Below are 21,953 nucleotides of genomic sequence, written 5' to 3' on the forward strand. Positions count from 1 at the left end.
TTATGGCGTTATTGCAGAATCAGAAAAAGGAGAGAGCGATGACCGACATTCTTATCCGGGGAGGAACCGTCGTTGATGGCACCGGCGCACCGTCCTATGCCGCCGACGTCCGCGTGAAAGACGGCCTGATTGCCGAGATCGCTCCCGGTTTGGCTCCGGCGGAAGGCGAGCGCATCGTCGACGCCGCCGGGTGCGTCGTCTCGCCGGGCTTCATCGAACCGCATACGCATATGGACGCGGTGATGTGGTGGCAGCCGAGCCTCGACCCGCTGCCAGGCTATGGCGTCAGCACCGTCGTCATCGGCAATTGCGGCTTTACCGCCGCGCCGGTCCACAAGGACCCGGAAGTGCGGATGGAGATGGTCAAGATTTTCTCCTTCTTCGAGGAAGTCGCTGAAAAGCCCTTCGTCGAAATGCTGCCGTGGGACTGGAACAGCTGGCCCGAATATCGCGCCTCGGTCGAGGCGAATTGCAAGACCTCGACCAATATCGCGGGTTATGCGGGCCATATCGCGATGCGCCTTGCCGTGATGGGAATGGAAGCATGGGAGCGCGCCGCGACGGCGCAAGAAATCCAGAAGATGTGCGACATGCTGCAGGACGCCATCGACGCCGGCGCGCTCGGCATGTCGTCGAACCTGATGGACCATGACAGCAAGGACCGGCCGGTGCCCAGCCTCGTCGCCGACGACGCCGAATGGGCGGGGCTGATCGGCGTGCTCGCGCGCAATCCGGGCAGCCAGTTGCAGGTCATCCTCGATACATTCTTCAAATTGAAGGCGCCCGAACAGATGGAGCGGCTGGGCAATCTGTGCCGCGACCGCGGCGTACGCGTCCAGATGGCAGGGGCCGGCGGCCTGCTCCATTTTCAGGATTCGATTCGTGACAAAATGTGGGAAATCAGCGCGCAGCAAAAGGCGGAGGGCCTCGATTTCTGGCCGAGTTTCGCGCATGTGCCGCCGACGACCGCGCTCAACTTCTTCTCAAGCTCGTCCTTCGCGCAGGCGAATGAATATGTCTGGCACGAAGTTGTGCAGGCGCCGACCGAAGAAGAGAAGCTGGCGCTGCTCAAAGATGAGAATTTTCGTGCCCGCGCTCGCGACAGCTGGGACAACAAGGCGTTCAAGCAGTCGCTCGTCGCCAATCCGCACATGATGCTGCTGCTCGATTCCGAAACCGGCGTCGGTCCGCTCGGCCTCAACCTCAAGGAACTGGCGGAGCAGACGGGGCAGCATCCGTCCGACGCGCTCGCCGACTGGGTGATCGCGAATGGCGTCCAGTCGATCGTTAACCGCGTCCCGCATCCGATGCACTTCGACAAGACGGTCGAACTGATGAAGACCAGCCAGACGGTGGCCAACATCTCCGATGCGGGCGCGCACGGTCAGATGCTGTGCGGCGGCGGCGAGAATATCCTGCTGTTGACGCACTATCTGCGGAACAAGGAACTGACGCTCGAAGAGGCGATCCATGTCCAGACCGGAAAGCAGGCCGAACATTTCAACTTCGACGATCGCGGCGTGCTCAAGCCTGGTTATCGCGCCGATATCGCGGTGTTCAACCTCGATGAGATCGAGGCGCGTCCGTTGCGGCGGGCATTCGATGTCCCCGACGGCAACGGCGGTTTCACCTGGCGCTTCTCGCGCGATGCCGCGCCAATGCGGCTCACGTTGGTGAACGGGGTGCCGACTTTTGAGAATGGGGCCTTCACCGGCGAACTGCCGGGACAGTTTATCGGTCCCGTCATTCGCAAGGTCGAGACCGCGGCCGCCTGAACACCCGAGAATGACAAGATAAGAGGAGTGACGGGATGAACGAGGAAGATCTGCCGTATCTGCAGCGCGGGCGGCAAAAGGTCGAAACGACGAGCAGTGTGCTTATCAGTTCGTCCAAATATATGAATGACTTCAGGATCCGCGAGTGGGTCACGACGCAATGCCTGAAACGCAACGGTCGCGACTATCCGGTGACCTATGGCATCCCGTCGCTGATTGACGCGGTGCGAGAGGTGCAGGACCATGAGCGGATCGAGGAGTTGTTCAACGAGGCGCGCCGCGGCTGGCCCGAGTTCGACAAATGGCTCGACGAACGTTGGCTCGCGCGGCTGACGCGTGAGGATATGAAGTCGTGCCCCGAAGGATCGGTCGGAGGCATCTGGTATCAGTGGCTGGTTGGCGCCGGGATGGAGGTCGATATCATCCCCACGTTCGAGCCGCGGTCGGGCTTCGAGTATTTCTTCCTGCGCGGCGTCCAGATTCACGACATCATGCATATCTTGAGCGGCGGCGGGTTCGACGGGATCGGCGAGATCATGCCGGCATTCCTGAAATACGGAAATCTCTTCCGCCACTTCACACCCGAGCTTGCGGGTTTGCTCAACGTGCAGAATACGCTGCTCACCATCCCGATGTTCATGCGCGGCCCGCTGCATTATCCCGAGTTGACGCTGCGCATGTTCGAACTGGCGCATTATGCGATGAAGGTCGGCGAGCAATCCGACGCGCTGTTCCTGCCGCGCTACGAGGATTGGCTCGACCTCCCGCTCGAAGAAGCACGCCGCAAATTCGGGGTGCGCGGCGCGCAGACGATCGATACGTCGCGCGAGTCGGCTTATTGGAGCGAACAGGTCGAAAGATATGAGCCTCTGTCCGATGCGGCGGAGGCGGTCGCGGCCGAATAATCAGGTCAGCAGAGCAGGGGGCTCGAAGGGCGGCGGTGTTTTTCCGCCGCCCTTTTGCGTCACCAGCCCTCGATATCCGCAAGACCAATTTCTTCGACTACCGCGAGCGCCTTGGCGAGGGCATCGGCTTCGGCGGGACGCCGCGGCGCGCGGGGCACGCCCCCCGCAAGGCCGAAATGCTCGAGCAGCGCCTTGGTCACGCGGATGCCGCCATTGCCATAGAGCGCCATGAACAGGCGCATCAATTTGCCCCATCGATCGAGGAACAGGGCGTTGTCGCCGGTGCTGGCCGCGGCGACCACGCTCATGCAAAGCTTCGGCGCGATATTTCCCTCCGATGACAGAAAGCCCTGCGCGCCGAATGCAAGCGCGAGCGGCGCCTGGTGCGGCCCGCCGACGCAGATGTCGATCCGGTCGCCAAGCGCGTCGGCAAGCGTCCGCAGATAATTGGGATCCTGATGGCTGACGTTAAGCCCGACAAGCTGTTTGTGGCGATCGAACAGCTCGATGATCACCTCGGCCGGAATCACATAACCGACCGACTGGTGCGTCGAGAGGACCGAAGGCACATCGCTGTGCGACAGCACTTCGCTGAAATAGGCGTCGAGTTCGCGCGGGGTCGGGACATGGCCATGGCCGACGTCGAGCGAATAGACCTGCGCGGCATCGACCCCCGCGCGTGCGGCCATGTCGAGGAAATCGATCATCTGCTTCGCGGTGCGGGGCTCGACCCCCATCGCACGGATCGGCACCCGGCCTTTCAATTCCTCTACCGCAATGGCGAGCAGGCGTTTCGTCTCGTCGGCCGATAGCGTATAGCCTTCGCCGCTGCCGCCGCCGCCGACATAAACGCCGATGCCGGCGTCGCCGAGCTTCGAAAGATGTCGGCGCAGCTTCGCCTCGTCGATCGATCCATCTTCGGCAAATGGCGTGATGCTGATTGTGAAGGCCTGGTAACGCGACGTGTCGGCAGTCATCCTATTCTCCTCATGGCTATTTTCGTGGTCCGGGCCGCACTTGCAATGATTGAAGCGAAGCGTATGGCTTGTTGTTCGGCGCTGGCCAGAAACAGGGGTGTATTTTGTGAGCGAGAGCACGAAGAAGCGGCGTTTGCGCCAGCCTCGCGTCGCCGAGATTGTGGCGTCGAGCCTGCGTAGCCGCATTCTGTCGGGTGCGCTGGCCGACGGGGACATGCTGCCCAAGCAGGAAGAGTTGCTGAACGAGTTCGGCGTCAGTCCCCCGTGCATTCGCGAGGCCTTTCGCATTCTCGAGACCGAGGGACTGGTCACTGTCATTCGCGGTAACGTCGGTGGCGCGATCGTCCATGTCCCGCATCCGGGGACTGCGGCCTATATGCTGGGGCTGGTGCTTCAGGCGCGGTCGGTTTCGTTGCTCGATCTGCTGAACGGCATGCGCTTGCTCGAACCAGCCTGTGCCGCCGAGGCGGCGCTGCGCCCGGACCGCGGGACGACGGTGCTGCCCAAGCTGCGCGCCAATATCGACGCTTGCTCCGACGCGATCGACGACCCGGCGCGCTTCATCGTGCTCGCGCGCGCCTTCCACACCGAACTTGTCAGCAATTGCGGCAACGAGACGATGAGTCTCGTGGTGGGCGCCCTTGAGAGGTTGTGGACCGCGCAGGTCGAGGCCCTTGCTGTCGACCGTTCGGTGCATGGAAGCTTCTCGGATCGTGCGGTGCGGATGTCGCTGCTGCACGAGCATGAGCGCATTTACCGCGCGGTCGAGGATGGCGACGCTCCGACCGCCGAACGCGCGATCCGCGAACATTTCACCGGCGGCGGCGAGCGCCGGCATGGATTTGACACCGGGTTGACGATCAAAGCCGACATGCTGCGGGCCTGAACCCGCCAACATCGTTGAGGTGAACGGCCGCACCGAAGTCGGGCTCAGGCTTCCAGCCACCGTGTCACGTCGGCGGCGCGCGCGCGCGGGCGCTCGGGTGCTTCGGCTGCAACGCTGCCGATCAGGACCACGCCCGCGACCTTCTGACCCTCTTCCAGTCCAAGCAGTGCGGTCGCCCGCTCGTCATAGGCATGCCAGCCGGTCAGCCAATTGGCGCCAAACCCGAGCGCATGGGCGCCATTGACCAGGTTCATGCACACCGCGCCGGCCGAGAGCCACTGTTCCCATTCGGGAACCTTGTGACCCGGAATGGCGGACGAAACGACCACGACCACAAGCGGCGCGCTGGCCAGCTTGCGCGTGCTTACCCGCGTCTTGGGCGCGTCATCGCGCTGATCTGCGAGTTGGAGCAGCTTTTCCACCCAGCGCTGCTTCGCTTCGCCCGCGATCAACACCAGGCGCCACGGGCTGAGCCGGCCGTGATCGGGAACGCGTAGAGCGATTTCGATCAGTTGCTCGGTCGCTTCGCGATTCGGCCCGGGCCCGACCAATGCATCCGGCATCGGCGATCGGCGCTGCGTCAGAACGGCCGCGGCGGCAGGGAGCGGTTGGGCGGTGGATGCCATGGTGATGATCTTCCTCTCGAAACGATGCGTCGATGATCGCTATTTGACCGCCGTATCCGAATCGGCTAACATTTAAAAGATAACATATATAGGGACGAGGGTGACTATGAACGCAATACCGCTTCGCTTCGCCGATGTACGTCTTGGCCAGCCGATCGAGTTCGACGGTGATGTGTCGGGTGAAGGCCCGATGGATCAGCGCCTCTGCGACATGGTGCGCCGCTGGTCGGGCGCCGCCGCAGCGTCGCTTGTGTCGCTGCAGGGCACGGGCGAGAATTTCGCTCCCGACCAGATTGCCGGTCGCGTGATGGCGCGGCACCTCGACGGCAGCAGCACGGCGGATGTCGAAGTCGTGATGCGCGCGCAGGATGTTTGCGCCAAGGCGGTGGTCCGTGTTGCACTTGGCTGAAGACATGGAGGCGGCCGTTCCCGCCACCGGCGACACCGCACCGGCCACAGCGGGGTCCTCCTCTCTTTCGCCCAATGTCCCGCGCGATGTCGCGACGCTTCGCACGTTGCGGATCGCGAAACATTTCCCCTTTTTCCTCGCGGTTGCCGAGGAGCAGAATCTCCACCGCGCCGCCGAGCGGCTCAATATCGCTCAATCGGCGCTGTCGCGGCGAATCGCCGATCTCGAACGCGAACTCGGTAATATCGAACTGTTCGAACGGCAGGCTCGCGGCGTCGCGATCACCAAGGCGGGGCAGGTGCTCGCGACAGACGTCCGCCGCATTCTGCTGCAGATCGAAGATGCGCGCCGCAACACGCGCCGCATTGCCGAGGGCGACACAGGCGTGTTGCGGGTTGCCTTTTCCGAAGCGATGCTGCGGCGCCCGGTCCTGCCGACGGTGCTGCGTGAATTTCGCACGCTCTATCCCGAAGTCGAACTCCGCGCCTTTCCACTGACGTCCGACGCGCAGCGCTCGCGCCTGCTGACGGACGAGATCGACGTCGCCTTCGTCATCGACGAGATTACTGATGGCGACCAGTTTGCGCGCCTGGCGGTGGGACTCGATCGGTTCGTGCTGGTGTTGCCAGAAGATCATCCGCTTGCCGAAAAACAGTCGGTGGGGCTCGCCGAACTGGCGAACGAACCCTTGCTGTGGCCGGCGCGCCACACGTCACCGCGCTTGTTCGACCGGATGATCGCAGCCTTCGACGCGCTGGGCGTTTCGCCCAATATCGCAGTCGAGGTGTCAGCAGTCGACATCGCCTATGAACTGGTCGCGGCACGGATCGGGCTTGGCGTCGTCACCGCTGCCCGCGCCGATCGCACGCCGCCCGGTGTCGTACTGCGTGACCTGCCGGATCTCGACCTGCCGCTCCCGATCAGCATGCTCTGGCCGAAAGGCAGCGCTTCGCCGCTCATCGCGCGCTTCGTCAAGCTCGTCGAAAGCCGGTTGGCCGAGCCGGTCTGAGCGAGGATCAAGCGGCACCGAGCCGGTCGGCGATCAAGCCGCCGATCGCGGCGACTTCGGCATTGGACGCGCTGAGCAGATCGACGAGCGTGAAGAAGCCATGCGCCATACCCGGATGGTCGCGCAGCACTACCCGAACGCCGGCGGCCCTCAGCGTGTCCGCATAGGCGACGCCTTCGTCGTGGAGCGGATCATATCCACCCACGACGATGATCGTGTCGGACAGGTTCGACCAATCGGCGGCCGCCAAGGGAACTGCCTCGGGGTTGGCCCGATCGGCTTCGGTCACGTAATGATCCCAGAACCAGCGCATGTCGTCAGTCGAAATCAAATAGTCGCCTTGGCCGCATCGACGGTAAGATTCGCGCTCGAAATCAGGCGACAACACGGGGTATAGCAGCACCTGCAGCGCGATATCGGGACCACCCCGATCGCGCGCGCGCAGGGCGAGCGCCGCGGCGAGATTGCCTCCGGCGCTGTCGCCCATGACTGCCAGCGGCGCGCCATCGGCGACGGCGAGCAGCGCCGCCCAGCAATCGTCGAGCGGCTGGGGGAAAGGATGTTCGGGTGCAAGGCGATAGTCCACGCTGATGACTTCGGCGCCGCTGTCCTGCACCAACTGGCGGCACACCGGTTCGAAGCCGTCGAGCGTCCCAAAGACCCATCCGCCGCCGTGAAGATAGAGGATGCGCCCGTGTGTCGTCCCGGCAGGGCGATAGCGCCGGATTTTTACCGTACCGTTCGGGCCGGCGACGGTTTCGTCGGTGGCCGTCACATCGCGGGCGCCGCGTCGCGGCGGCAGCGCCGCGTGCGATTCGGCAAACGACCTGCGGGCATCGTCTGGTGTCCCCGCGGAAAAGCTCGGCAGGTTCAGCGCCCTGCGGCGATCGAGCATGGCCTGCAGTTCTGGATCGAGGCTCATCGACAATCTCTCCTGATGGCGCTGCTTCTCGGGAAAATAAACACTCCGGCGCAATTGCCCAATCGCGATCTCTTCGATCCACCTTCGATATTCGATCTTTCCTCCGGCGCACCTAAGGTCGCCGAAGATAGATGGAGAATGAGATGCGGATCGATCTGAGCGGCCGGGTGGCAATCGTCACCGGCGCAGGAGGCGGCCTCGGCCGCGAGCATGCGCTGTTGCTGGCAAAACGCGGGGCGAAGGTCGTCGTCAACGACCTTGGCGGCGCGCGCGATGGCAGCGGCGGAAGTGACACGATGGCCGAACAGGTGGTCGAGGAGATCCGCCAGGCCGGCGGCGAGGCGATCGCCAATGGCGCGAGCGTGACCGATTATGCCGAAGTCGAGGCGATGGTGGATCAGGCGATGGCGAAATGGGGCCGCATCGACATCCTCGTCAACAACGCCGGCATTTTGCGCGACCGGACCTTTGCCAAGCAGGACCTTTCCGATATTTTCACCGTCATCGACGTCCATCTCGCCGGATCGGTGCATTGCACCAAAGCGGTGTGGGGGATCATGACCGAACAGGGCCGTGGCCGGATCATGATGACGACATCGTCATCGGGACTCTACGGCAATTTCGGCCAAGCCCAATATGGCGCGGCGAAGCTCGGGCTCGTCGGTTTGATGAAGACGCTGGCGCAGGAAGGGCGCAAGCATGACATTCGAGTCAACGCGCTCGCGCCATCGGCGGCGACGCGAATGACCGCCGACATCATGAACGAGGATGATCTCGCCGCGCTGTCGCCAGCCAGCGTTGCGCCCGCTATGCTCGCTCTGGTTTGCGACGATGCGCCGACGGGCATGATCATGTGCGCGGGTGCCGGCCGCTTCGAGGCCGCCCATATCACGCTCACGCGCGGCATCGCGGTCGATCTGGGTGACGACGCCCCCGAACAGGTGCTGGCGGGCGTCGACCGTATTCGCGACCGGACCGACGAGATGGTGCCCGAAACCGGCATGCAGCAATCGCAATATGAGTTGGCGCAGCGCGCCAGGCCACTGGCGACGATCGATGGATGAGATCCGGCGCATCTCGGCAAATCCGCGCATGAGCGGAGCGGTCGTCCATGCCGGCGTCGCCTATCTTTCGGGGCAAGTGGCGATCAACCATCGTGGCGGTGCGCTCGCCGATCAGGTGGACGAAGTTCTGGCGCGCATCGATGCGCTGCTGGCTGAGGCGGGAAGCGACCGTTCGCGCCTTTTGACGGCGACGATTATGCTGTCCGATATGGGCGCCATGCCCGTGCTCAATGCAGCGTGGAATCGATGGATCGCCCCCGGCTGCGCCCCGACGCGGACGAGCATTCAAGCCGTGCTGGCATCGCCCGACTATGCGCTCGAGATCGTCGCGACGGCCGCCGCTGACTGACACTCAGGCGGATTCAAGCGTCATCCGGCGCGCAAGTTCACCAAGCCGCATCACGCCGTCGCGCGCAAGATCGGCGTCGATCATCGAAAAGCTGAGGCGAAAGCTTCGCCGCTGACCGGGCGTGACCTCGGTGCCGCCGGGATAGAAGGCTGCACCGGCGATGACGGACACATGATGTTCGGTAAGCGCGCGCTGCGCGAACAAAGTCGCATCAATTGCGGGCGGCAGTTCGGCCCAGACATACAGGCCGCCCTCGGGCCGGGTGAAAGTGACGCCGGGCGGCATCGCCTCGCCGAGCGCGGCGAGCATCGAATCGCGCCGCTCGCGATAAACGACACAAGCCCGTGTGACGGTGTCATCGAGCACAGTCTGAACGACATCGAGCAGCAACATCTGGTTGAGTGCGCTCGTCGCGAGGTCGCTCGCTTGCTTGATCAGCACCAGTTTGCGGACGACGTGCGCCGGCCCGGCGATCCAGCCGACGCGTAGCGATGGGGCGATCGTTTTCGAGAAGGTGCCGGTGTACAGCACAGGCGCTTTGTCGATGTCGCCGTGACGTGCGATCGCGAGCTTGAGCAGCGAGGGAATAGCGTCGCCATCGTAACGCAGCGCCTCGTAACAACCGTCTTCGATCAACGCCATTCCGGTCGCGTCGGCGAGATCGAGCAGGGCCTCGCGCTCGCCCAGCGTCATCGTCGTTCCGGTGGGATTACGAAAATCCGGGCCGACGTAGCAGAAATTGGCGCCGCCAAGGGCTGCCGCATCCCAGTGCGCACTGTCCTGCGGAAGGCCGATATAGAGTGGCTGATAGGCATCGAAAGCGCGGAGCGCACCGATGAAGGACGGTATTTCGACCATCGCCTTGTCGCCAGGCGAAAGCAGCAGCTTCGCAATGAAATCGAGCCCTTGCTGGGACCCGTTGGTGATCAGGATATTGTCGGCCGTGCACGGTGCGCCATCCCCGGTCATCCGCTCGGCGATCCATTGGCGAAGCGGTGCATGGCCCTCGCTCGGCGCATATTGCAGCGCGGTGCGCGCACGCACCGGATCGGTCCAGATCGCGGCCGACGCCGCCGATAGCGCGCTATAGGGAAAGATCGCCGGATCGGGCAGGCCGCCGCCGAGATGGATGATCTCGCTCGCACCGAGCAGCTTCATTCGCTCGCGAATGTCCGACGCGACGACGCCTTGCATGCGGCTCGCATAAAGGCTGTTCCAGTCGGTCATGACGTCCCCTCTTATTGTTATAATCTTTAACTAATAAGGGGCGGCGATGCTGTCCAGTGTCAAGGCATCAGCCGCACCGGCATATGCTTGATACCGCCGACGAAATTCGACCGCAGCCGGCTGACGGGGCCGGCGAGTTCCAGCCCAGGAAAGCGCGTCAGTATCTCGGTGAGCACCGCTCGCAGTTCGATCCGCGCGAGGTCGTTGCCAAGGCAGCTGTGCCGTCCGAAACCGAAGGTCAGGTGCCGATTGGGCTTGCGCAACAGGTCGAGCGTGAACGGATTTTCGAATATGGCTTCGTCGCGGTTGGCGGACGGATAAAAGAGCACGACCTTCTCGCCCGCGCGCACGGTCTGCCCGGCGATCTCGACGTCGCATGTCGCGGTGCGCGCCATATAGACGATCGGGGTAACCCAGCGCAGCAGCTCCTCGACCGCCGGCACCATGATCGACGGGTCTGCGGTCAGCGCGCCGCGCGCTTCGGGATGTTCGATCAGCGCCAGCATTGCGCCGCTCGTCGCATTGCGCGTCGTTTCGTTTCCCGCAATAGCGAGGAGGAAGCAGAAACCCAGAATTTCGTAGTCGCCAAGCGGCGTTCCGTCGACGCGGGCCTCGACGAGCAGGCTGACGAGATCCTCGCGCGGCGCGGCGCGGCGCTCGGCGATGAAACGCGCGAAATAGCCGAACATCGCTTGCTGCGCGGCAAGGATCGCTTCGCGTGGCAGGTCGACATTGCCATATTCCGGATCTTCGCTGCCGATGACGGCGTTGCTCCACAAATACATCTGGTCGCGGTCGTCCTCGGGGACGCCGAGCAGCTCGAGAATGACGTCGAGCGGCAAACGCATCGCGATGGCCTCGACGAAATCAATGACTTCGCCGTCGCCCGCAGTCGCCGCCACGACTCGCGCCGCCGCCACTTGATCGGCGATTTCCCGGCAGCGCACGATGATATGGTCTTCAAGCGCCCGCATGACACTCGGCTTGAAGCGTTCGCGCAGGACCATCCGGTACTTGTGATGTTCGGGCGGATCCATCGTCAGCAGCAACGGCACGCGTTGTGTATCGGCCCCTCCAAGCTGGTCGTTGCGCAGGATGGTGACCCCCGGAGCGCTGATGAACTGGTCGCTGTTCTTGCCGACCGCCGTGATGTCCGCATAGCGCGTTAGCGCCCAGAAAGGCTCGCGAAGGCCGTCGTCGTGCCAGGCAATGGGCTGTTCCTGGCGCATATGCGACCAGATTTCATGGGGGTAGCCGTTTGCAGCGAATTCGTCGGGATCGAAACAGGCCGGATTGGCGAGGGGGCGTATTGACATGTCATCCTCTTCACTAGTGAACGATCGTTTACTAGCAATCCGGTGTCGCTCGCGCTAGGGGATAATGATGACGACGAGCGCGGAGACGGCAGGCCCTGCTGGGCGATCGAGGATGGCGCCGGCCGACAGGCGTGCGCTGATTCTGCAGGCCGCCGCTGCGATGTTCCGCGACCATGGCTATGCCGGAGCCAGCGTCGATGCGATCGCCGCAGCGTCTGGAATCAGCGGGCCGGGCATCTATAGATATTTTTCGGGCAAGGCCGAATTGTTGCTCGCACTCCTCGAATCCGCAGTGGCTGATACGGTGGCCGCCATCGACGTCGTTCCGGACAGACCGGCGCAGACCTCGGATGCTCTGGCCGACATTCTGGCCGAGCGCGCCTTGAGCGAAGGCGCCATCATTGCGCTGCTGCACGGAACGGCGGGGACAATGGAGCCCGAAGAGCGGCTTCGCCTCGATCAACTGCGCCGGGATGCGGTCGGGCGTCTTGCAGACGCGCTGCATACGCTCCGGCCCGATCTTGCGGCTGCTGAGGCCGAAGCGCGGATCATAGCGGCGCTCGCGCTGGTCGGAAATATTGAACGGTTCCTGGCGACTGGCGTCCCGGCGCAAAGTTTTCAGACAATCCTGCGTGCGATCTTGCGGGTGTAAACCAAAAAGCTCGCCCTGCTGAACGTAAAGCGGGGCGGACGAGCGTTTGCGATAAACCGTCGGCTTGGCGGGCTCTGGCCATGCTCGCGCTCGTCATGGTCGAGGAATTGATGAGGGCGTAGCTCCGGTTGCGCGTCGCTGGATCGCCGACCGCCAAAGTGCTCCGTTCCTTCTAAACTTCGGCTCTGAGGAGCAGCGTAGACCCTAACTGCGGCCGATCTGCCGCGGCGTGCCGGATGAGCGGGACGCTGCTCGTCGTTGGACCCCGAACGCCGCGCCCGAACTGCTGCACGTCTCAAGCGCAAAGCCGATAGCCGACGGCCAACTCGTTTTTGATCAATGTCGGCCGGGCGGGGTCTGCCTCGAGCTTCTGGCGCAGTCCGCGCACCGCGATCCGCAGATATTCCACCCGCTCGACGTGCGCCGGTCCCCACACCGATTTCAGCAGCTGGCTGTGGCTGAGAACGCGGTCGGGGTTGCGGGCCAGTTCGGCGAGAACGGCATATTCCTTTGGGGTCAGGTGAACCTCCTCCCCATCTTTGGTCACTCGCCGCCGATCGAGGTCGATCCGTACCGACCCTGCTTCGACGATGCCGGCCGGTTCGCCGGCTGCCGCACTCCGCGCGTGGCGCAGCGCGGTGCGGATGCGCGCCAGCAATTCGTCGGTATCGAAGGGCTTGGTGACATAATCGTCGGCCCCCAGATCGAGCGCGGTGACCTTTTCGCTGCTGTCGTCGCGTGCGGAGACGATGATGATGATCGCGGCCGAGCGCAGCCGGATCGGTTCGATCAGTTCGAGGCCGTCGCGATCGGGCAGGCCGAGGTCGAGGAGCACGACGTCGGGCCGCTCGATATCGAGCAGCGCGATCGCCTGGCGGGCGTCCGCCGCTTCGACCACCGCGTGCCCGGCGCGCTGCATCGTCGCGCGCAACAATCGCCGGATATGCGGATCGTCTTCGGTGACCAGAATTTTCGCGGATTGCGACATTCGCCCTTGTTACGGTCGTCCGGAGCGCGCGTCGAGCGCGCGATTGAGCCGCAGCACATTGACCCGCGGCTCGCCGAGGAAGCCGAGCGCCGGTTGCTCGACCGTCGCCGCGACGAGCGCGCGAACCTGTGCGGCGGGCAGATTGCGGGCGGCGGCCACGCGGGTCACCTGCGAAAAAGCCGCCTCGGGGCTGATGTGGGGGTCCAGCCCCGAGGCGGAGGTCGTCACCAGGTCAGGCGGGACGTTGGGGCCCGGTGTCGTTTCGGACAATTTGGCCACATCGGCCTTGACGCGATCGGTTAGCGCCTGCGCGGCGGGACCGAGGTTCGATCCTGCCGACGCGGCGGCATCATAACCGTCGGCGCCCGCGGCGGAGGGGCGGCCGTGGAAATAGGTCGGGCCGGCAAATTTCTGTCCGATCAGTTCGGATCCGATGACGGTGTTGCCATCGCGGATCAGGCTGCCATTGGCCTCTGCCGGAAAGAGCGTCTGGCCGATCCCAGTCAGCGCCAGCGGATAGGCGATGCCGAGCAGCGCGGCGAACAGCAGAGTCAGCATCAGCGCGGGGCGGACGGCTGATTTCAGGTCGTTGAACATCGATAAGTCCTTAAGCGAGGTGGAGGCCGGACACGGCAAGATCGATCAGCTTGATGCCGACGAACGGCGCGACGAGCCCGCCGAGCCCGAACACCGACAGGTTGCGTGCCAGCAACTGGCCTGCGGGCATCGGCCGATAGCGCACGCCTTTCAGCGCGAGCGGGACGAGGCAAGGGATGATCAGCGCGTTGAAGATGATCGCCGACAGCACCGCGCTTTCGGGCGTCGCCAGCCCCATCACGTTGAGCACGCCGAGCTGCGGATAGAGGACGACGAAGATTGCCGGGATGATCGCGAAATATTTGGCGACATCGTTGGCGACCGAAAAGGTCGTCAGCGCCCCGCGCGTCATTAGCAATTGTTTGCCCAGCCCGACAATCTCGATCAGCTTGGTCGGGTCGCTGTCGAGGTCGACCATATTGCCCGCTTCGCGCGCCGCCTGCGTCCCGGTGTTCATTGCGACGCCGACGTCGGCCTGCGCCAGCGCCGGGGCGTCGTTGGTGCCGTCGCCGCACATGGCGACAAGGCGGCCCTCGGCCTGTTCGCGGCGGATCAGCGCCAGCTTGTCCTCGGGCGTCGCCTGCGCCAGGAAATCGTCGACCCCGGCCTCGGCAGCGATCGCCGCGGCGGTCAGTGGATTGTCACCGGTGATCATCACGGTGCGGATGCCCATTTTGCGCAGCTCGCCGAAACGTTCGCGCACCCCCGCCTTGACCACGTCCTTGAGGTGGATGGCACCAAGCAATTGCCCGTCTTTCACCACCGCAAGCGGGGTGCCGCCCGACCGCGCGATGTCTTCGGTGATCTTGCGCAGTTCGACGACGGCGGCGTTTTCGCCTTGCGGATGCGCTTTCAGCACCGAGTCGACCGCGCCTTTCTGGATCGTCACGCCGGCGACGACGACCCCCGACAGGCGGGTCTGCGCGGTGAACGGGATGACCTCCGACCCGGCGGGCAGCGTTTCAACGCGGATCGCATAGCGTTCGCGCGCCAGCGCGACGACCGAGCGGCCCTCGGGGGTTTCGTCGGCGAGGCTCGACAGCAACGCCGCTTCGGCGAGCCGGTCGATGTCGATCCCGGCCAGCGCGCGAAATTCGCTCGCCTGGCGGTCGCCGATGGTGATCGTGCCGGTCTTGTCGAGCAGCAGCACATCGACGTCGCCCGCCGCCTCGACCGCACGCCCCGATTTTGCGAGGACGTTGAAGCGCACCAGCCGGTCCATCCCCGCGATCCCGATCGCCGACAGCAAGGCCGCGATCGTGGTGGGGATGAGGGTGATCAACAGCGCCGCGAGCAGCACCACCGGCACCGAACCACCCGCATAAGAGGCGAAGCCCGGGATCGTCGAGACGGCGATCAGGAAGATGATCGTCAGCCCGACGAGCAATATGGTCAGCGCAATCTCGTTTGGCGTCTTGCGGCGTTCGGCGCCCTCGACCAGCGCGATCATGCGGTCGAGGAAACCCTGGCCGGGTTCGGCGGTCACCTGCACCTTGATGCGGTCGGAAATCACCCGCGTCCCCGCGGTCACCGCGCTGCGGTCGCCGCCCGCCTCGCGGATCACCGGCGCGCTTTCGCCGGTGATCGCGGCTTCGTTGACCGACGCGACGCCCTCGATCACCTCGCCGTCGGCGGGGATCAGGTCGCCCGTTTCGACGAGCACGGTCTCGCCCTTCTGGAGCTGGCTGGCGGCGACGATCTCATAGGTGTCGCCGACGCCGAGCATCAGCTTGGCCTTGAGCTCGGCCTTTGTCGCGCGCAGCGACGCTGCCTGCGCCCGGCCGCGCCCTTCGGCGAGCGCCTCGGCAAAGGTGCCGAACAGCACGGTGAGCCACAGCCAGACGACGAGTTGGATCTCGAAGCCGAGCGGCAGGCCGGGTTCGCCGATGACGAGCAGCACGGTCAGCAGCATCGCAACGACCGCGGTGACGAACATCACCGGGTTGCGCATCAGCTGGCGCGGATCGAGCTTGCGGACGGCGTCGCGCATCGCAGGAACGACGAGCGCGGCGCTGAACATCGAAGTGGGAGCGTTCATGGCTGTATATCCGTCAGAAAAGCTGGCCACCGGTCACCGCGAGGTGATCGGCGATAGGGCCAAGCGCGAGGCTGGGCAGGAAGGTGAGGCCGCCGAGGATCAGGATGACTCCGACGAGCAGGCCGACCCACAGTCCGCCGGTGGTGGGGAACGAGCCGCTGGTCGCGGGCACATGCCGCTTGGCGGCAAGGCTGCCGGCGATCGCGAGCGCGGGGACGATCACGAAGAAGCGCCCGAGCCACATCGCGACGCCGAGCATCCCGTTGTAGAAGGGCGTGCCCGCGGTCAGTCCGGCGAAGGCCGACCCATTGTTTCCGGCGCCCGAAGTGAAGGCATAGAGAATCTCAGAAAATCCGTGCGGACCCTTGTTGAGCGGCCCGGCGAGGCCCTCGGGCAGGATGCTGGCGATCGCGGTGAACCCCAGGATGACGAGCGGCAGGATCGCGATCGCCAGCACCGCGAGTTTGACCTCGCGCGCCTCGATCTTCTTGCCGACATATTCGGGGGTTCGCCCGACCATCAGCCCGGCGACGAACACCGCGAGGATGGCAATCAGCAGGAAGCCGTAAATGCCCGCGCCGACCCCGCCGACGACGACTTCGCCCAGCTGCATGTTGAACAGCGGGACCATGCCGCCGAGCGCGGTGAAACTGTCGTGCATCGCATTGACCGCGCCGCACGACGCCGCGGTGGTGATGACGGAGAACAGCGCCGAGGCGGCGATGCCGAAGCGCACCTCCTTGCCCTCCATATTGCCGCCGGCCACTCCCAACTGGTGGAGCAGCGGGTTGCCCGCGGCTTCCTGCCAATAGGTAACGGTGACCCCGGCGACGAACAGCACCCCCATCGCGGCGAGGATCGCCCAACCCTGGCGCGTGTCGCCGACCGCCTTGCCGAAGCACCAGGTCAGTCCGACGCCGATCGAAAAGATCGACAACATCTGGACGAAATTGGTGATCGCGGTCGGATTCTCGAACGGATGCGCGCTGTTGGCGTTGAAAAAGCCGCCGCCATTGGTGCCGAGCATCTTGATCGCTTCCTGGCTCGCGACCGGGCCGAGCGCGATCGTCTGCCTCACGCCTTCCAGCGTCGTCGCATCGACCGATCCGGCGAACGTCTGCGGCACCCCGCTCGCGATCAGGAAGATCGCATAGACGATGCAGATCGGCAGTAGCAGATAGAGAGTAACGCGCGTTATATCGGCCCAGAAATTGCCGATCGTCTTCATCTCGCGCCGCGCAAAGCCGCGAAACAGCGCGAAGGCGATCGCGATGCCGGTCGCGGCCGACAGGAAATTCTGGATCGTCAGGCCCAGCATCTGCGACAGGTGCGACAGCGTCGTCTCACCCGCATACCATTGCCAGTTGGTGTTGGTGGTAAAGCTGACCGCGGTATTGAATGCGCCGTCGGCGCTGACCGCGCCGAACCCCTGCGGGTTGCCCGGCAGCACGCCCTGCAGCCGCAGGATCGCGTAGGTAAACAGCAAGAGCACAAGGTTGAAAAGCAGCATGTGCAGCGCATAGCGCCGCCAGCCCTGCTCCTCATTCGGATCGATCCCGGCCAGACGAAAAAAGCCGCGCTCGACCGGACCGAACAGCCGGTGCAGCGGCGTCGTGCGTCCTTCGTAAAGCGCGAACAGCCACAGTCCCATCGGTTTGGCGAGGGCGACGGTGATGGCGACGAAGAGGAGGATCAGGCTCCAGCCGGCGACGGTCATGTCAGGTTCCGATCAGAAACGCTCGGGCCGCAGCAGGGCGGCGAGCAGATAGACGAGCAGGGCGGCGGCGGTGACGCCGGCGAGGATCAGCGCGATGCTCATCGCTTACGCGCCGTCGCAAAGGCGCGCGTAACCGAGCGTCGCGGCGAAGAGCAGGGCGATGAGGCCGAGCCACAGGATATCGGACATGGATGGTCTCCGGCGAGAGGACTCCGGGAGGGAGCCTTCAGCATGTGGGCGCCGCTACGCCGCTTCGCCGTAAAGTTTCGCGGGCGAATTTGCCGATTGGCATAAAGTTTCCATAAAGTTCGGCGGCGCGCGCTTGGCGCCGGCGACCGCGTTCGTCTAAGCCGTGCCGATGCCGACGCCGCCCCCTTCCGCCAAAAGGCCGTCACCCGAGGCGTTGCTGCGTCAGGCGCGGCGCGAAGACCGCGGCGCGCTCAAGATTTTCCTCGGCGCCGCGCCGGGGGTCGGCAAGACCTATGCGATGCTGCAGGAAGGCGCGGCGCTGAAACGCGACGGGGTCGATGTCGTCGTCGCGGTGGTCGAAACCCACGGCCGCGCCGAAACCGAAGCGTTGCTGGCCGGGCAGGAACTCATCGCCCGCCAGGAGGTCCAATATCGCGGCCGCACCCTCACCGAAATGGACCTCGACGCGGTGCTCCGCCGCGCGCCGGCGCTGGCGCTGGTCGACGAATATGCGCACAGCAATGTCGAGGGCAGCCGCCACCCCAAGCGCTGGCAGGATGTCGCCGAATTGCTCGACGCCGGGATCGACGTCTATACGACGCTCAACATCCAGCATGTCGAAAGCCTCAACGACGTCGTCGCCAGCTTCACGCGCGTGCGCGTGCGCGAAACGGTGCCCGACAGCGTGTTCGAGGGTGCCGAGATCAAGCTCGTCGACTTGCCCCCCGACGAGCTGATCGACCGGCTGAAGGACGGCAAGGTCTATGTGCCGCAGGAAGCGTCGCGCGCGCTCGGCCATTTCTTTTCCAAACCGAATTTGTCGGCGCTGCGCGAAATGGCGCTGCGCCGCGCCGCGCTCAGCGTCGATCGCCAGATGCTGCACGACCTCGACGCCAGCGGGGTCGCGGGTACCTATGCCGCGGGCGAGCGCGTTCTGGTGGCGATCAGCGAACAGCCGGGGGGCGACGCGCTGGTGAGGACCGCCAAGCGGCTCGCCGACGGTCTCAACGCGCCATGGACCGTGGTCCATATCGAAACCCCGCGCAGCGAAAATTTCGACGAGGAGACGAGGCGCCGGATCGCCGCGGCACTGTCGCTCGCGGCGACACTCGGCGCGACGATTGCCACCATCCCGTCGGAAAATGTCATCGCCGGGCTGCGCGGTCAGATTGAGGCGCAGCGCGCGACGCAGCTGATCATCGGCCGCTCGCAGCGCAGCTGGTGGTTCGAGCTGCGACACGGATCGGTGGTCGAAACGCTGATCCGCGGCTCGAAGGATCTGGCCGTCCATGTCATCCCGTCGCCGGAAACCGCAAGCGGTGCGGGCGGGTGGAAAGGCTGGCTGCGCGGCTGGGGGCAGCCGGGCGCCTATGCGGGTGCGCTCGTGCTCATCGCCGCGACGACCTTGCTCGCGAAATTCGCCCAGCCGCTGATCGGGCGCGGCGCGGTCGACCTGCTCTACCTCATCCCGGTGATCGTCACCGCGACGCTGTACGGCCTGCGTCCCGGCCTGTTCGCGAGCATCGCCGCGGCGCTTGCCTTCAATTTCTTTTTCCTCGATCCGATCCACACCTTCACCATCGCCGATCCGCAAAGCGTGTTGACGATGCTTGTGCTGACCGGGGTGGCGGCGGTGACCAGCAACCTTGCCGGGCGGCTCCGCACCCGCGCCCGCATCGGGGTGCGCAGCGCCGAGGAAAATGCGTCGCTGGCGGCGTTCGGCCAGATGCTGGCGCGCGCATCGGACCGCGACGCGACCGCGACCGCGACTTGCGACGAAGTGTCGCGGCTGCTCGGCGTGCGCTGCGTCATGCTCGCCGAAACCGACGGTGTCTTGAACCCGATCGTGTCGCGCCCGCGCGAGGCGACGATCTCGCCGGTAGACCAGGCCGCCGCCGAATGGGCGTGGAGCAGCGGCGAGCCGGCCGGGCGCGGCACCGGCACCCTGCTGGCCTCCGACTGGCAATTCCACCCGCTCAAGACCAGCCTCGGCGTGCTCGCAGTGCTCGGCGTCGCGCGCGATGACGATCGTGCGCCGGTGGCGGCCGACAAGGCGACCTTGCTCGCGACGCTGATCGGGCAGGCGGCGCTGGCGCACGAGCGCCTCTACCTCGAAGACGAGATGCGCAGCCTCTCGGTACTCGAGGAACGCGACCGGCTGCGCGCGGCACTGCTGTCGTCGATTGGCCACGACTTGCGCACCCCGCTGACCGGGGTGACCGCCGCGATCGAAGCGATCGGCGCCGAATATCCCGACGCCGGTTCGCTGCCGACCGCCCGCGCCGAGCTGTCGCGTCTGCGCCGTTTTCTCGACAATCTGATCGAACTGGTGCGGATCGACGCGGGCGGCATCCACCTCAGCATGGAGTCGGTCGACCTGACCGATGTGGTCGCCGGTGTGGTCCACGACCTCAAGGACATGCTGCGCGGCCACCATCTCGATTTTCAGGTGCCGGCCAATTTACCCTTCGTCAGAACCGACGAACGGCTTCTCCACCATATTCTGCTCAACCTCGTCGCCAACGCGGTCCAGCACGGCGGCAACGCCGGACCGATCTCGATCGTCGGGCGGCACACCCCCGACACGGTCGTGCTCACGGTCCGCGACTGCGGCGAAGGCTTGGAACCGGGCGCCGAGCAGCTGATCTTCGACACTTTCGCGCGCGGCAACGGCAGCGACCGCCACGGCGGCAGCGGCCTGGGGCTGGCGATCGCGAAAGGATTCTCCGACGCGCTGGGGATCCGGCTGTCGGCCGCCAATCACCCCGACGGCGGCGCCCTCTTCACCCTCAGCTTTCCAAAGCGTTGATGGCAACGCATCGTTAAATTTGCGGCCCGTGTCACATATCGCCGCGCCCGCTCGTCAAATGTGCATCCCACAAGCACAGGAGACACGACATGACCGAAGTGACCGACCCCTTCGCCGCCGCGCCGCAGCTGATGAAACAATGGATGGGCGTCTCGCTCGCGGTGCAGAATGGCCTTGAGCCGGGCCTGATCGAGCTGGTGAAAACCCGCGCCTCGATGCTCAACGCCTGCGCCAACTGCATCAACATGCACACCGCCGAAGCGCGCGCCAAGGGTGAGACCGAACAGCGCATCTATCTGCTCGCCGCGTGGCAGGAAGCGCCGGTTTACACGCCGCGCGAGCGCGCCGCGCTGGCTTGGACCGACGCCTTGACGCGGCTGTCGCAGGGCCACACACACAGCGCGGCCAAGGCCGAGATCGAAGCGCATTTCACCGCGGAGGAACAGGTGCACCTGACCCTGATGATCAACATCATCAACGGCTGGAACCGCCTGGCGGTCGGCTTCGACTTGTGGCTCGAACACCCGGCGGCCAAGGCGGCCTGAGGATGCAGCCTGCTTCCCGTGAGGCACCGGATGCGGCGGCGAGTTTCGACCCGCTGCGCCCGCTGCTCACGCGCGTCGCATACCGCATGCTCGGGTCGGTCGCCGATGCCGAGGATGTGGTGCAGGATGCCTTCCTTCGCTGGCTCGGCGCCGACCGCGCCGCGGTGCGCGAACCCGCGGCCTTCCTGCGCCGCACCGTGACGCGGCTCTGCCTCGACCAGCTCAAATCGGCGCGGGCGCGGCGCGAGACCTATATCGGTCCCTGGCTGCCCGACCCGTTGGTCGAGGAGGCGGAAGAGGACGATGTCACGCTGCCGCTGATGCTCGCGCTCGAACGCCTGTCGCCGCTCGAACGCGCGGCATTCCTGCTCCACGACGTCTTCGGCGTCGGCTTCGACGAGGTCGCGAGCACGATCGGTCGCGATCCCGCCGCCACCCGCCAACTCGCGGCGCGCGCCCGCACCCACGTCCGCGAAGCGCGCCCACGCTACAAGCTGGAGAAGGCGCAGGGGATTGCGATCGCCCAGGCCTTTTTCGCCGCCTCGCGCAGCGGCGACATGGCGGCGCTCGGCGCCTTGCTCGCTGCCGACGTCGGAATGTGGGCCGACGGCGGCGGCAAGCGACCCGCGGCCGACCGGCCGATCCTGGGGTTCGACACCGTCCTCAAACTCCACCGCAGCCTTGCGGTCTTGTTCGGCAAATATGGCTCGGCGCTGGTCCATGTCGGCACGATCAACGGCCTGCCGGGCTTCGTGACCCGCGAGGCGGATGGCGAACTGCAGACGACGGCGCTGGAGATTGCCGAGGGCAAGGTCGTCGGCATCTATGTGATGCGCAACCCCGACAAGCTGGGGCATGTGCATTGAGGAGGTTGGCGAGCGGTAGCGGACGATCGATCCTCCCCGGCACGGGGAGGGGGACCATGCGAAGCATGGTGGAGGGGTACGCGGTGT

21 protein-coding genes are annotated in these 21,953 nt (G+C 65.1%); 11 read left to right on the forward strand and 10 right to left on the reverse strand.

The annotated features are described in order from the left end of the window. Nucleotides 1–2 precede the first annotated feature (2 nt). Together HEQ22_RS04620 and HEQ22_RS04625 are read left to right on the forward strand one after the other, a co-directional pair. Nucleotides 3–1,775: an N-acyl-D-amino-acid deacylase family protein gene (locus HEQ22_RS04620; protein WP_432770028.1), complete on the forward strand. Its 1,773-nt coding sequence runs from the start codon at nucleotides 3–5 to the stop codon at nucleotides 1,773–1,775. A 35-nt stretch (nucleotides 1,776–1,810) separates the two neighbouring features. Next, on the forward strand, nucleotides 1,811–2,680 hold the full coding sequence (locus HEQ22_RS04625) for a Coq4 family protein (RefSeq protein WP_432770029.1): 870 nt from the start codon (nucleotides 1,811–1,813) through the stop codon (nucleotides 2,678–2,680). A 59-nt stretch (nucleotides 2,681–2,739) separates the two neighbouring features. Here the strand turns inward: HEQ22_RS04625 and HEQ22_RS04630 are convergent, their stop codons facing one another. Next, a complete protein-coding gene (locus HEQ22_RS04630; protein ID WP_432770030.1) occupies nucleotides 2,740–3,657 on the reverse strand; it encodes a dihydrodipicolinate synthase family protein in 918 nt (305 codons plus the stop codon). A gap of 106 nt (nucleotides 3,658–3,763) precedes the next feature. Between HEQ22_RS04630 and HEQ22_RS04635 the strand changes: the two genes are divergently transcribed. Beyond that, nucleotides 3,764–4,543, forward strand: coding sequence for a FadR/GntR family transcriptional regulator (locus HEQ22_RS04635; RefSeq protein WP_432770031.1), 780 nt, complete (start codon nucleotides 3,764–3,766; stop codon nucleotides 4,541–4,543). Nucleotides 4,544–4,587: 44 nt separating this feature from the next. On the opposite strand, the gene HEQ22_RS04640 is transcribed toward HEQ22_RS04635, so the two are convergent. Further along, nucleotides 4,588–5,169, reverse strand: a complete 582-nt coding sequence (locus HEQ22_RS04640) for a nitroreductase family protein (protein WP_432770032.1) — start codon at nucleotides 5,167–5,169, stop codon at nucleotides 4,588–4,590. Nucleotides 5,170–5,275: 106 nt separating this feature from the next. Here HEQ22_RS04640 and HEQ22_RS04645 point away from each other — a divergent pair, with 106 nt between their 5' ends. Together HEQ22_RS04645 and HEQ22_RS04650 are read left to right on the forward strand one after the other, a co-directional pair. Next, nucleotides 5,276–5,578, forward strand: a complete 303-nt coding sequence (locus tag HEQ22_RS04645) for a hypothetical protein (protein WP_432770033.1) — start codon at nucleotides 5,276–5,278, stop codon at nucleotides 5,576–5,578. Further along, on the forward strand, nucleotides 5,562–6,587 hold the full coding sequence (locus HEQ22_RS04650) for a LysR family transcriptional regulator (protein ID WP_432770034.1): 1,026 nt from the start codon (nucleotides 5,562–5,564) through the stop codon (nucleotides 6,585–6,587). Before HEQ22_RS04645 ends, HEQ22_RS04650 begins: the two co-directional genes overlap by 17 nt. 7 nt (nucleotides 6,588–6,594) lie before the next feature. On the opposite strand, the gene HEQ22_RS04655 is transcribed toward HEQ22_RS04650, so the two are convergent. Then, nucleotides 6,595–7,509 carry an alpha/beta hydrolase gene (locus HEQ22_RS04655; RefSeq protein WP_432770940.1) on the reverse strand — a complete coding sequence of 305 codons (915 nt, stop codon included), beginning with the start codon at nucleotides 7,507–7,509 and terminating at the stop codon, nucleotides 6,595–6,597. A 143-nt stretch (nucleotides 7,510–7,652) separates the two neighbouring features. On the opposite strand from HEQ22_RS04655, the gene HEQ22_RS04660 reads away from it, so the two are divergent. Both HEQ22_RS04660 and HEQ22_RS04665 read left to right on the forward strand, forming a co-directional pair. Next, the gene (locus HEQ22_RS04660) at nucleotides 7,653–8,573 is read left to right on the forward strand and encodes an SDR family NAD(P)-dependent oxidoreductase (RefSeq protein ID WP_432770035.1); all 921 of its coding nucleotides are present in this window, start codon (nucleotides 7,653–7,655) and stop codon (nucleotides 8,571–8,573) included. Continuing rightward, the gene (locus HEQ22_RS04665; RefSeq protein WP_432770036.1) at nucleotides 8,566–8,922 is read left to right on the forward strand and encodes a RidA family protein; all 357 of its coding nucleotides are present in this window, start codon (nucleotides 8,566–8,568) and stop codon (nucleotides 8,920–8,922) included. Before HEQ22_RS04660 ends, HEQ22_RS04665 begins: the two co-directional genes overlap by 8 nt. Nucleotides 8,923–8,925: 3 nt before the next feature. Here HEQ22_RS04665 and HEQ22_RS04670 read toward each other — a convergent pair whose 3' ends face one another. Beyond that, the gene (locus tag HEQ22_RS04670; protein ID WP_432770037.1) at nucleotides 8,926–10,149 is read right to left on the reverse strand and encodes a PLP-dependent aminotransferase family protein; all 1,224 of its coding nucleotides are present in this window, start codon (nucleotides 10,147–10,149) and stop codon (nucleotides 8,926–8,928) included. A 59-nt stretch (nucleotides 10,150–10,208) separates the two neighbouring features. Continuing rightward, nucleotides 10,209–11,465 (reverse strand): cytochrome P450, encoded by a 1,257-nt coding sequence (locus HEQ22_RS04675; protein WP_432770038.1) that lies wholly within the window; start codon nucleotides 11,463–11,465, stop codon nucleotides 10,209–10,211. A gap of 112 nt (nucleotides 11,466–11,577) precedes the next feature. Here HEQ22_RS04675 and HEQ22_RS04680 point away from each other — a divergent pair, with 112 nt between their 5' ends. Continuing rightward, nucleotides 11,578–12,117: a TetR/AcrR family transcriptional regulator gene (locus HEQ22_RS04680; RefSeq protein ID WP_432770039.1), complete on the forward strand. Its 540-nt coding sequence runs from the start codon at nucleotides 11,578–11,580 to the stop codon at nucleotides 12,115–12,117. 295 nt (nucleotides 12,118–12,412) lie between these two features. On the opposite strand, the gene HEQ22_RS04685 is transcribed toward HEQ22_RS04680, so the two are convergent. From HEQ22_RS04685 to kdpF, 5 genes are read right to left on the reverse strand one after another with little or no spacing between them, the layout of a single operon-like run. Then, nucleotides 12,413–13,105 (reverse strand): response regulator, encoded by a 693-nt coding sequence (locus tag HEQ22_RS04685; RefSeq protein ID WP_432770040.1) that lies wholly within the window; start codon nucleotides 13,103–13,105, stop codon nucleotides 12,413–12,415. 9 nt (nucleotides 13,106–13,114) lie between these two features. Next, a complete protein-coding gene (gene kdpC / locus HEQ22_RS04690) occupies nucleotides 13,115–13,702 on the reverse strand; it encodes a potassium-transporting ATPase subunit KdpC (RefSeq protein WP_432770041.1) in 588 nt (195 codons plus the stop codon). 10 nt (nucleotides 13,703–13,712) lie between these two features. After that, nucleotides 13,713–15,740, reverse strand: coding sequence for a potassium-transporting ATPase subunit KdpB (kdpB, locus tag HEQ22_RS04695; protein ID WP_432770042.1), 2,028 nt, complete (start codon nucleotides 15,738–15,740; stop codon nucleotides 13,713–13,715). Between the two features lie 13 nt (nucleotides 15,741–15,753). Then, nucleotides 15,754–17,457: a potassium-transporting ATPase subunit KdpA gene (gene kdpA, locus HEQ22_RS04700; protein ID WP_432770043.1), complete on the reverse strand. Its 1,704-nt coding sequence runs from the start codon at nucleotides 17,455–17,457 to the stop codon at nucleotides 15,754–15,756. Between the two features lie 12 nt (nucleotides 17,458–17,469). Further along, nucleotides 17,470–17,559, reverse strand: a complete 90-nt coding sequence (gene kdpF / locus HEQ22_RS04705; RefSeq protein WP_432770044.1) for a K(+)-transporting ATPase subunit F — start codon at nucleotides 17,557–17,559, stop codon at nucleotides 17,470–17,472. A gap of 256 nt (nucleotides 17,560–17,815) precedes the next feature. Between kdpF and HEQ22_RS04710 the strand changes: the two genes are divergently transcribed. From HEQ22_RS04710 to HEQ22_RS04720, 3 genes are all read left to right on the forward strand, one after another. After that, nucleotides 17,816–20,455, forward strand: coding sequence for a DUF4118 domain-containing protein (locus HEQ22_RS04710; RefSeq protein ID WP_432770045.1), 2,640 nt, complete (start codon nucleotides 17,816–17,818; stop codon nucleotides 20,453–20,455). An 89-nt stretch (nucleotides 20,456–20,544) separates the two neighbouring features. Next, nucleotides 20,545–21,000, forward strand: a complete 456-nt coding sequence (locus HEQ22_RS04715; protein ID WP_432770046.1) for a carboxymuconolactone decarboxylase family protein — start codon at nucleotides 20,545–20,547, stop codon at nucleotides 20,998–21,000. A 2-nt stretch (nucleotides 21,001–21,002) separates the two neighbouring features. Continuing rightward, the gene (locus HEQ22_RS04720) at nucleotides 21,003–21,866 is read left to right on the forward strand and encodes a sigma-70 family RNA polymerase sigma factor (protein WP_432770047.1); all 864 of its coding nucleotides are present in this window, start codon (nucleotides 21,003–21,005) and stop codon (nucleotides 21,864–21,866) included. The last annotated feature ends 87 nt before the right edge of the window (nucleotides 21,867–21,953 follow it).

Source organism: Sphingopyxis sp. (assembly GCF_050916055.1).
In the GTDB taxonomy this organism is placed as follows: Bacteria; Pseudomonadota; Alphaproteobacteria; order Sphingomonadales; family Sphingomonadaceae; genus Sphingopyxis.

Excerpts from the sequence above, each read along its gene's own strand:
- HEQ22_RS04620 (WP_432770028.1), top strand. The coding sequence starts at position 3 with ATGGCGTTATTGCAGAATCAGAAAAAGGAGAGAGCGATGACCGACATT.
- HEQ22_RS04625 (WP_432770029.1), top strand. The coding sequence starts at position 1,811 with ATGAACGAGGAAGATCTGCCGTATCTGCAGCGCGGGCGGCAAAAGGTC.
- HEQ22_RS04630 (WP_432770030.1), bottom strand. The coding sequence starts at position 3,657 with ATGACTGCCGACACGTCGCGTTACCAGGCCTTCACAATCAGCATCACG.
- HEQ22_RS04640 (WP_432770032.1), bottom strand. The coding sequence starts at position 5,169 with ATGGCATCCACCGCCCAACCGCTCCCTGCCGCCGCGGCCGTTCTGACG.
- HEQ22_RS04645 (WP_432770033.1), top strand. The coding sequence starts at position 5,276 with ATGAACGCAATACCGCTTCGCTTCGCCGATGTACGTCTTGGCCAGCCG.
- HEQ22_RS04655 (WP_432770940.1), bottom strand. The coding sequence starts at position 7,509 with ATGAGCCTCGATCCAGAACTGCAGGCCATGCTCGATCGCCGCAGGGCG.
- HEQ22_RS04660 (WP_432770035.1), top strand. The coding sequence starts at position 7,653 with ATGCGGATCGATCTGAGCGGCCGGGTGGCAATCGTCACCGGCGCAGGA.
- HEQ22_RS04665 (WP_432770036.1), top strand. The coding sequence starts at position 8,566 with ATGGATGAGATCCGGCGCATCTCGGCAAATCCGCGCATGAGCGGAGCG.
- HEQ22_RS04670 (WP_432770037.1), bottom strand. The coding sequence starts at position 10,149 with ATGACCGACTGGAACAGCCTTTATGCGAGCCGCATGCAAGGCGTCGTC.
- HEQ22_RS04675 (WP_432770038.1), bottom strand. The coding sequence starts at position 11,465 with ATGTCAATACGCCCCCTCGCCAATCCGGCCTGTTTCGATCCCGACGAA.
- HEQ22_RS04680 (WP_432770039.1), top strand. The coding sequence starts at position 11,578 with ATGGCGCCGGCCGACAGGCGTGCGCTGATTCTGCAGGCCGCCGCTGCG.
- HEQ22_RS04685 (WP_432770040.1), bottom strand. The coding sequence starts at position 13,105 with ATGTCGCAATCCGCGAAAATTCTGGTCACCGAAGACGATCCGCATATC.
- kdpC (WP_432770041.1), bottom strand. The coding sequence starts at position 13,702 with ATGTTCAACGACCTGAAATCAGCCGTCCGCCCCGCGCTGATGCTGACT.
- kdpB (WP_432770042.1), bottom strand. The coding sequence starts at position 15,740 with ATGAACGCTCCCACTTCGATGTTCAGCGCCGCGCTCGTCGTTCCTGCG.
- kdpA (WP_432770043.1), bottom strand. The coding sequence starts at position 17,457 with ATGACCGTCGCCGGCTGGAGCCTGATCCTCCTCTTCGTCGCCATCACC.
- kdpF (WP_432770044.1), bottom strand. The coding sequence starts at position 17,559 with ATGAGCATCGCGCTGATCCTCGCCGGCGTCACCGCCGCCGCCCTGCTC.
- HEQ22_RS04710 (WP_432770045.1), top strand. The coding sequence starts at position 17,816 with ATGCCGACGCCGCCCCCTTCCGCCAAAAGGCCGTCACCCGAGGCGTTG.
- HEQ22_RS04715 (WP_432770046.1), top strand. The coding sequence starts at position 20,545 with ATGACCGAAGTGACCGACCCCTTCGCCGCCGCGCCGCAGCTGATGAAA.
- HEQ22_RS04720 (WP_432770047.1), top strand. The coding sequence starts at position 21,003 with ATGCAGCCTGCTTCCCGTGAGGCACCGGATGCGGCGGCGAGTTTCGAC.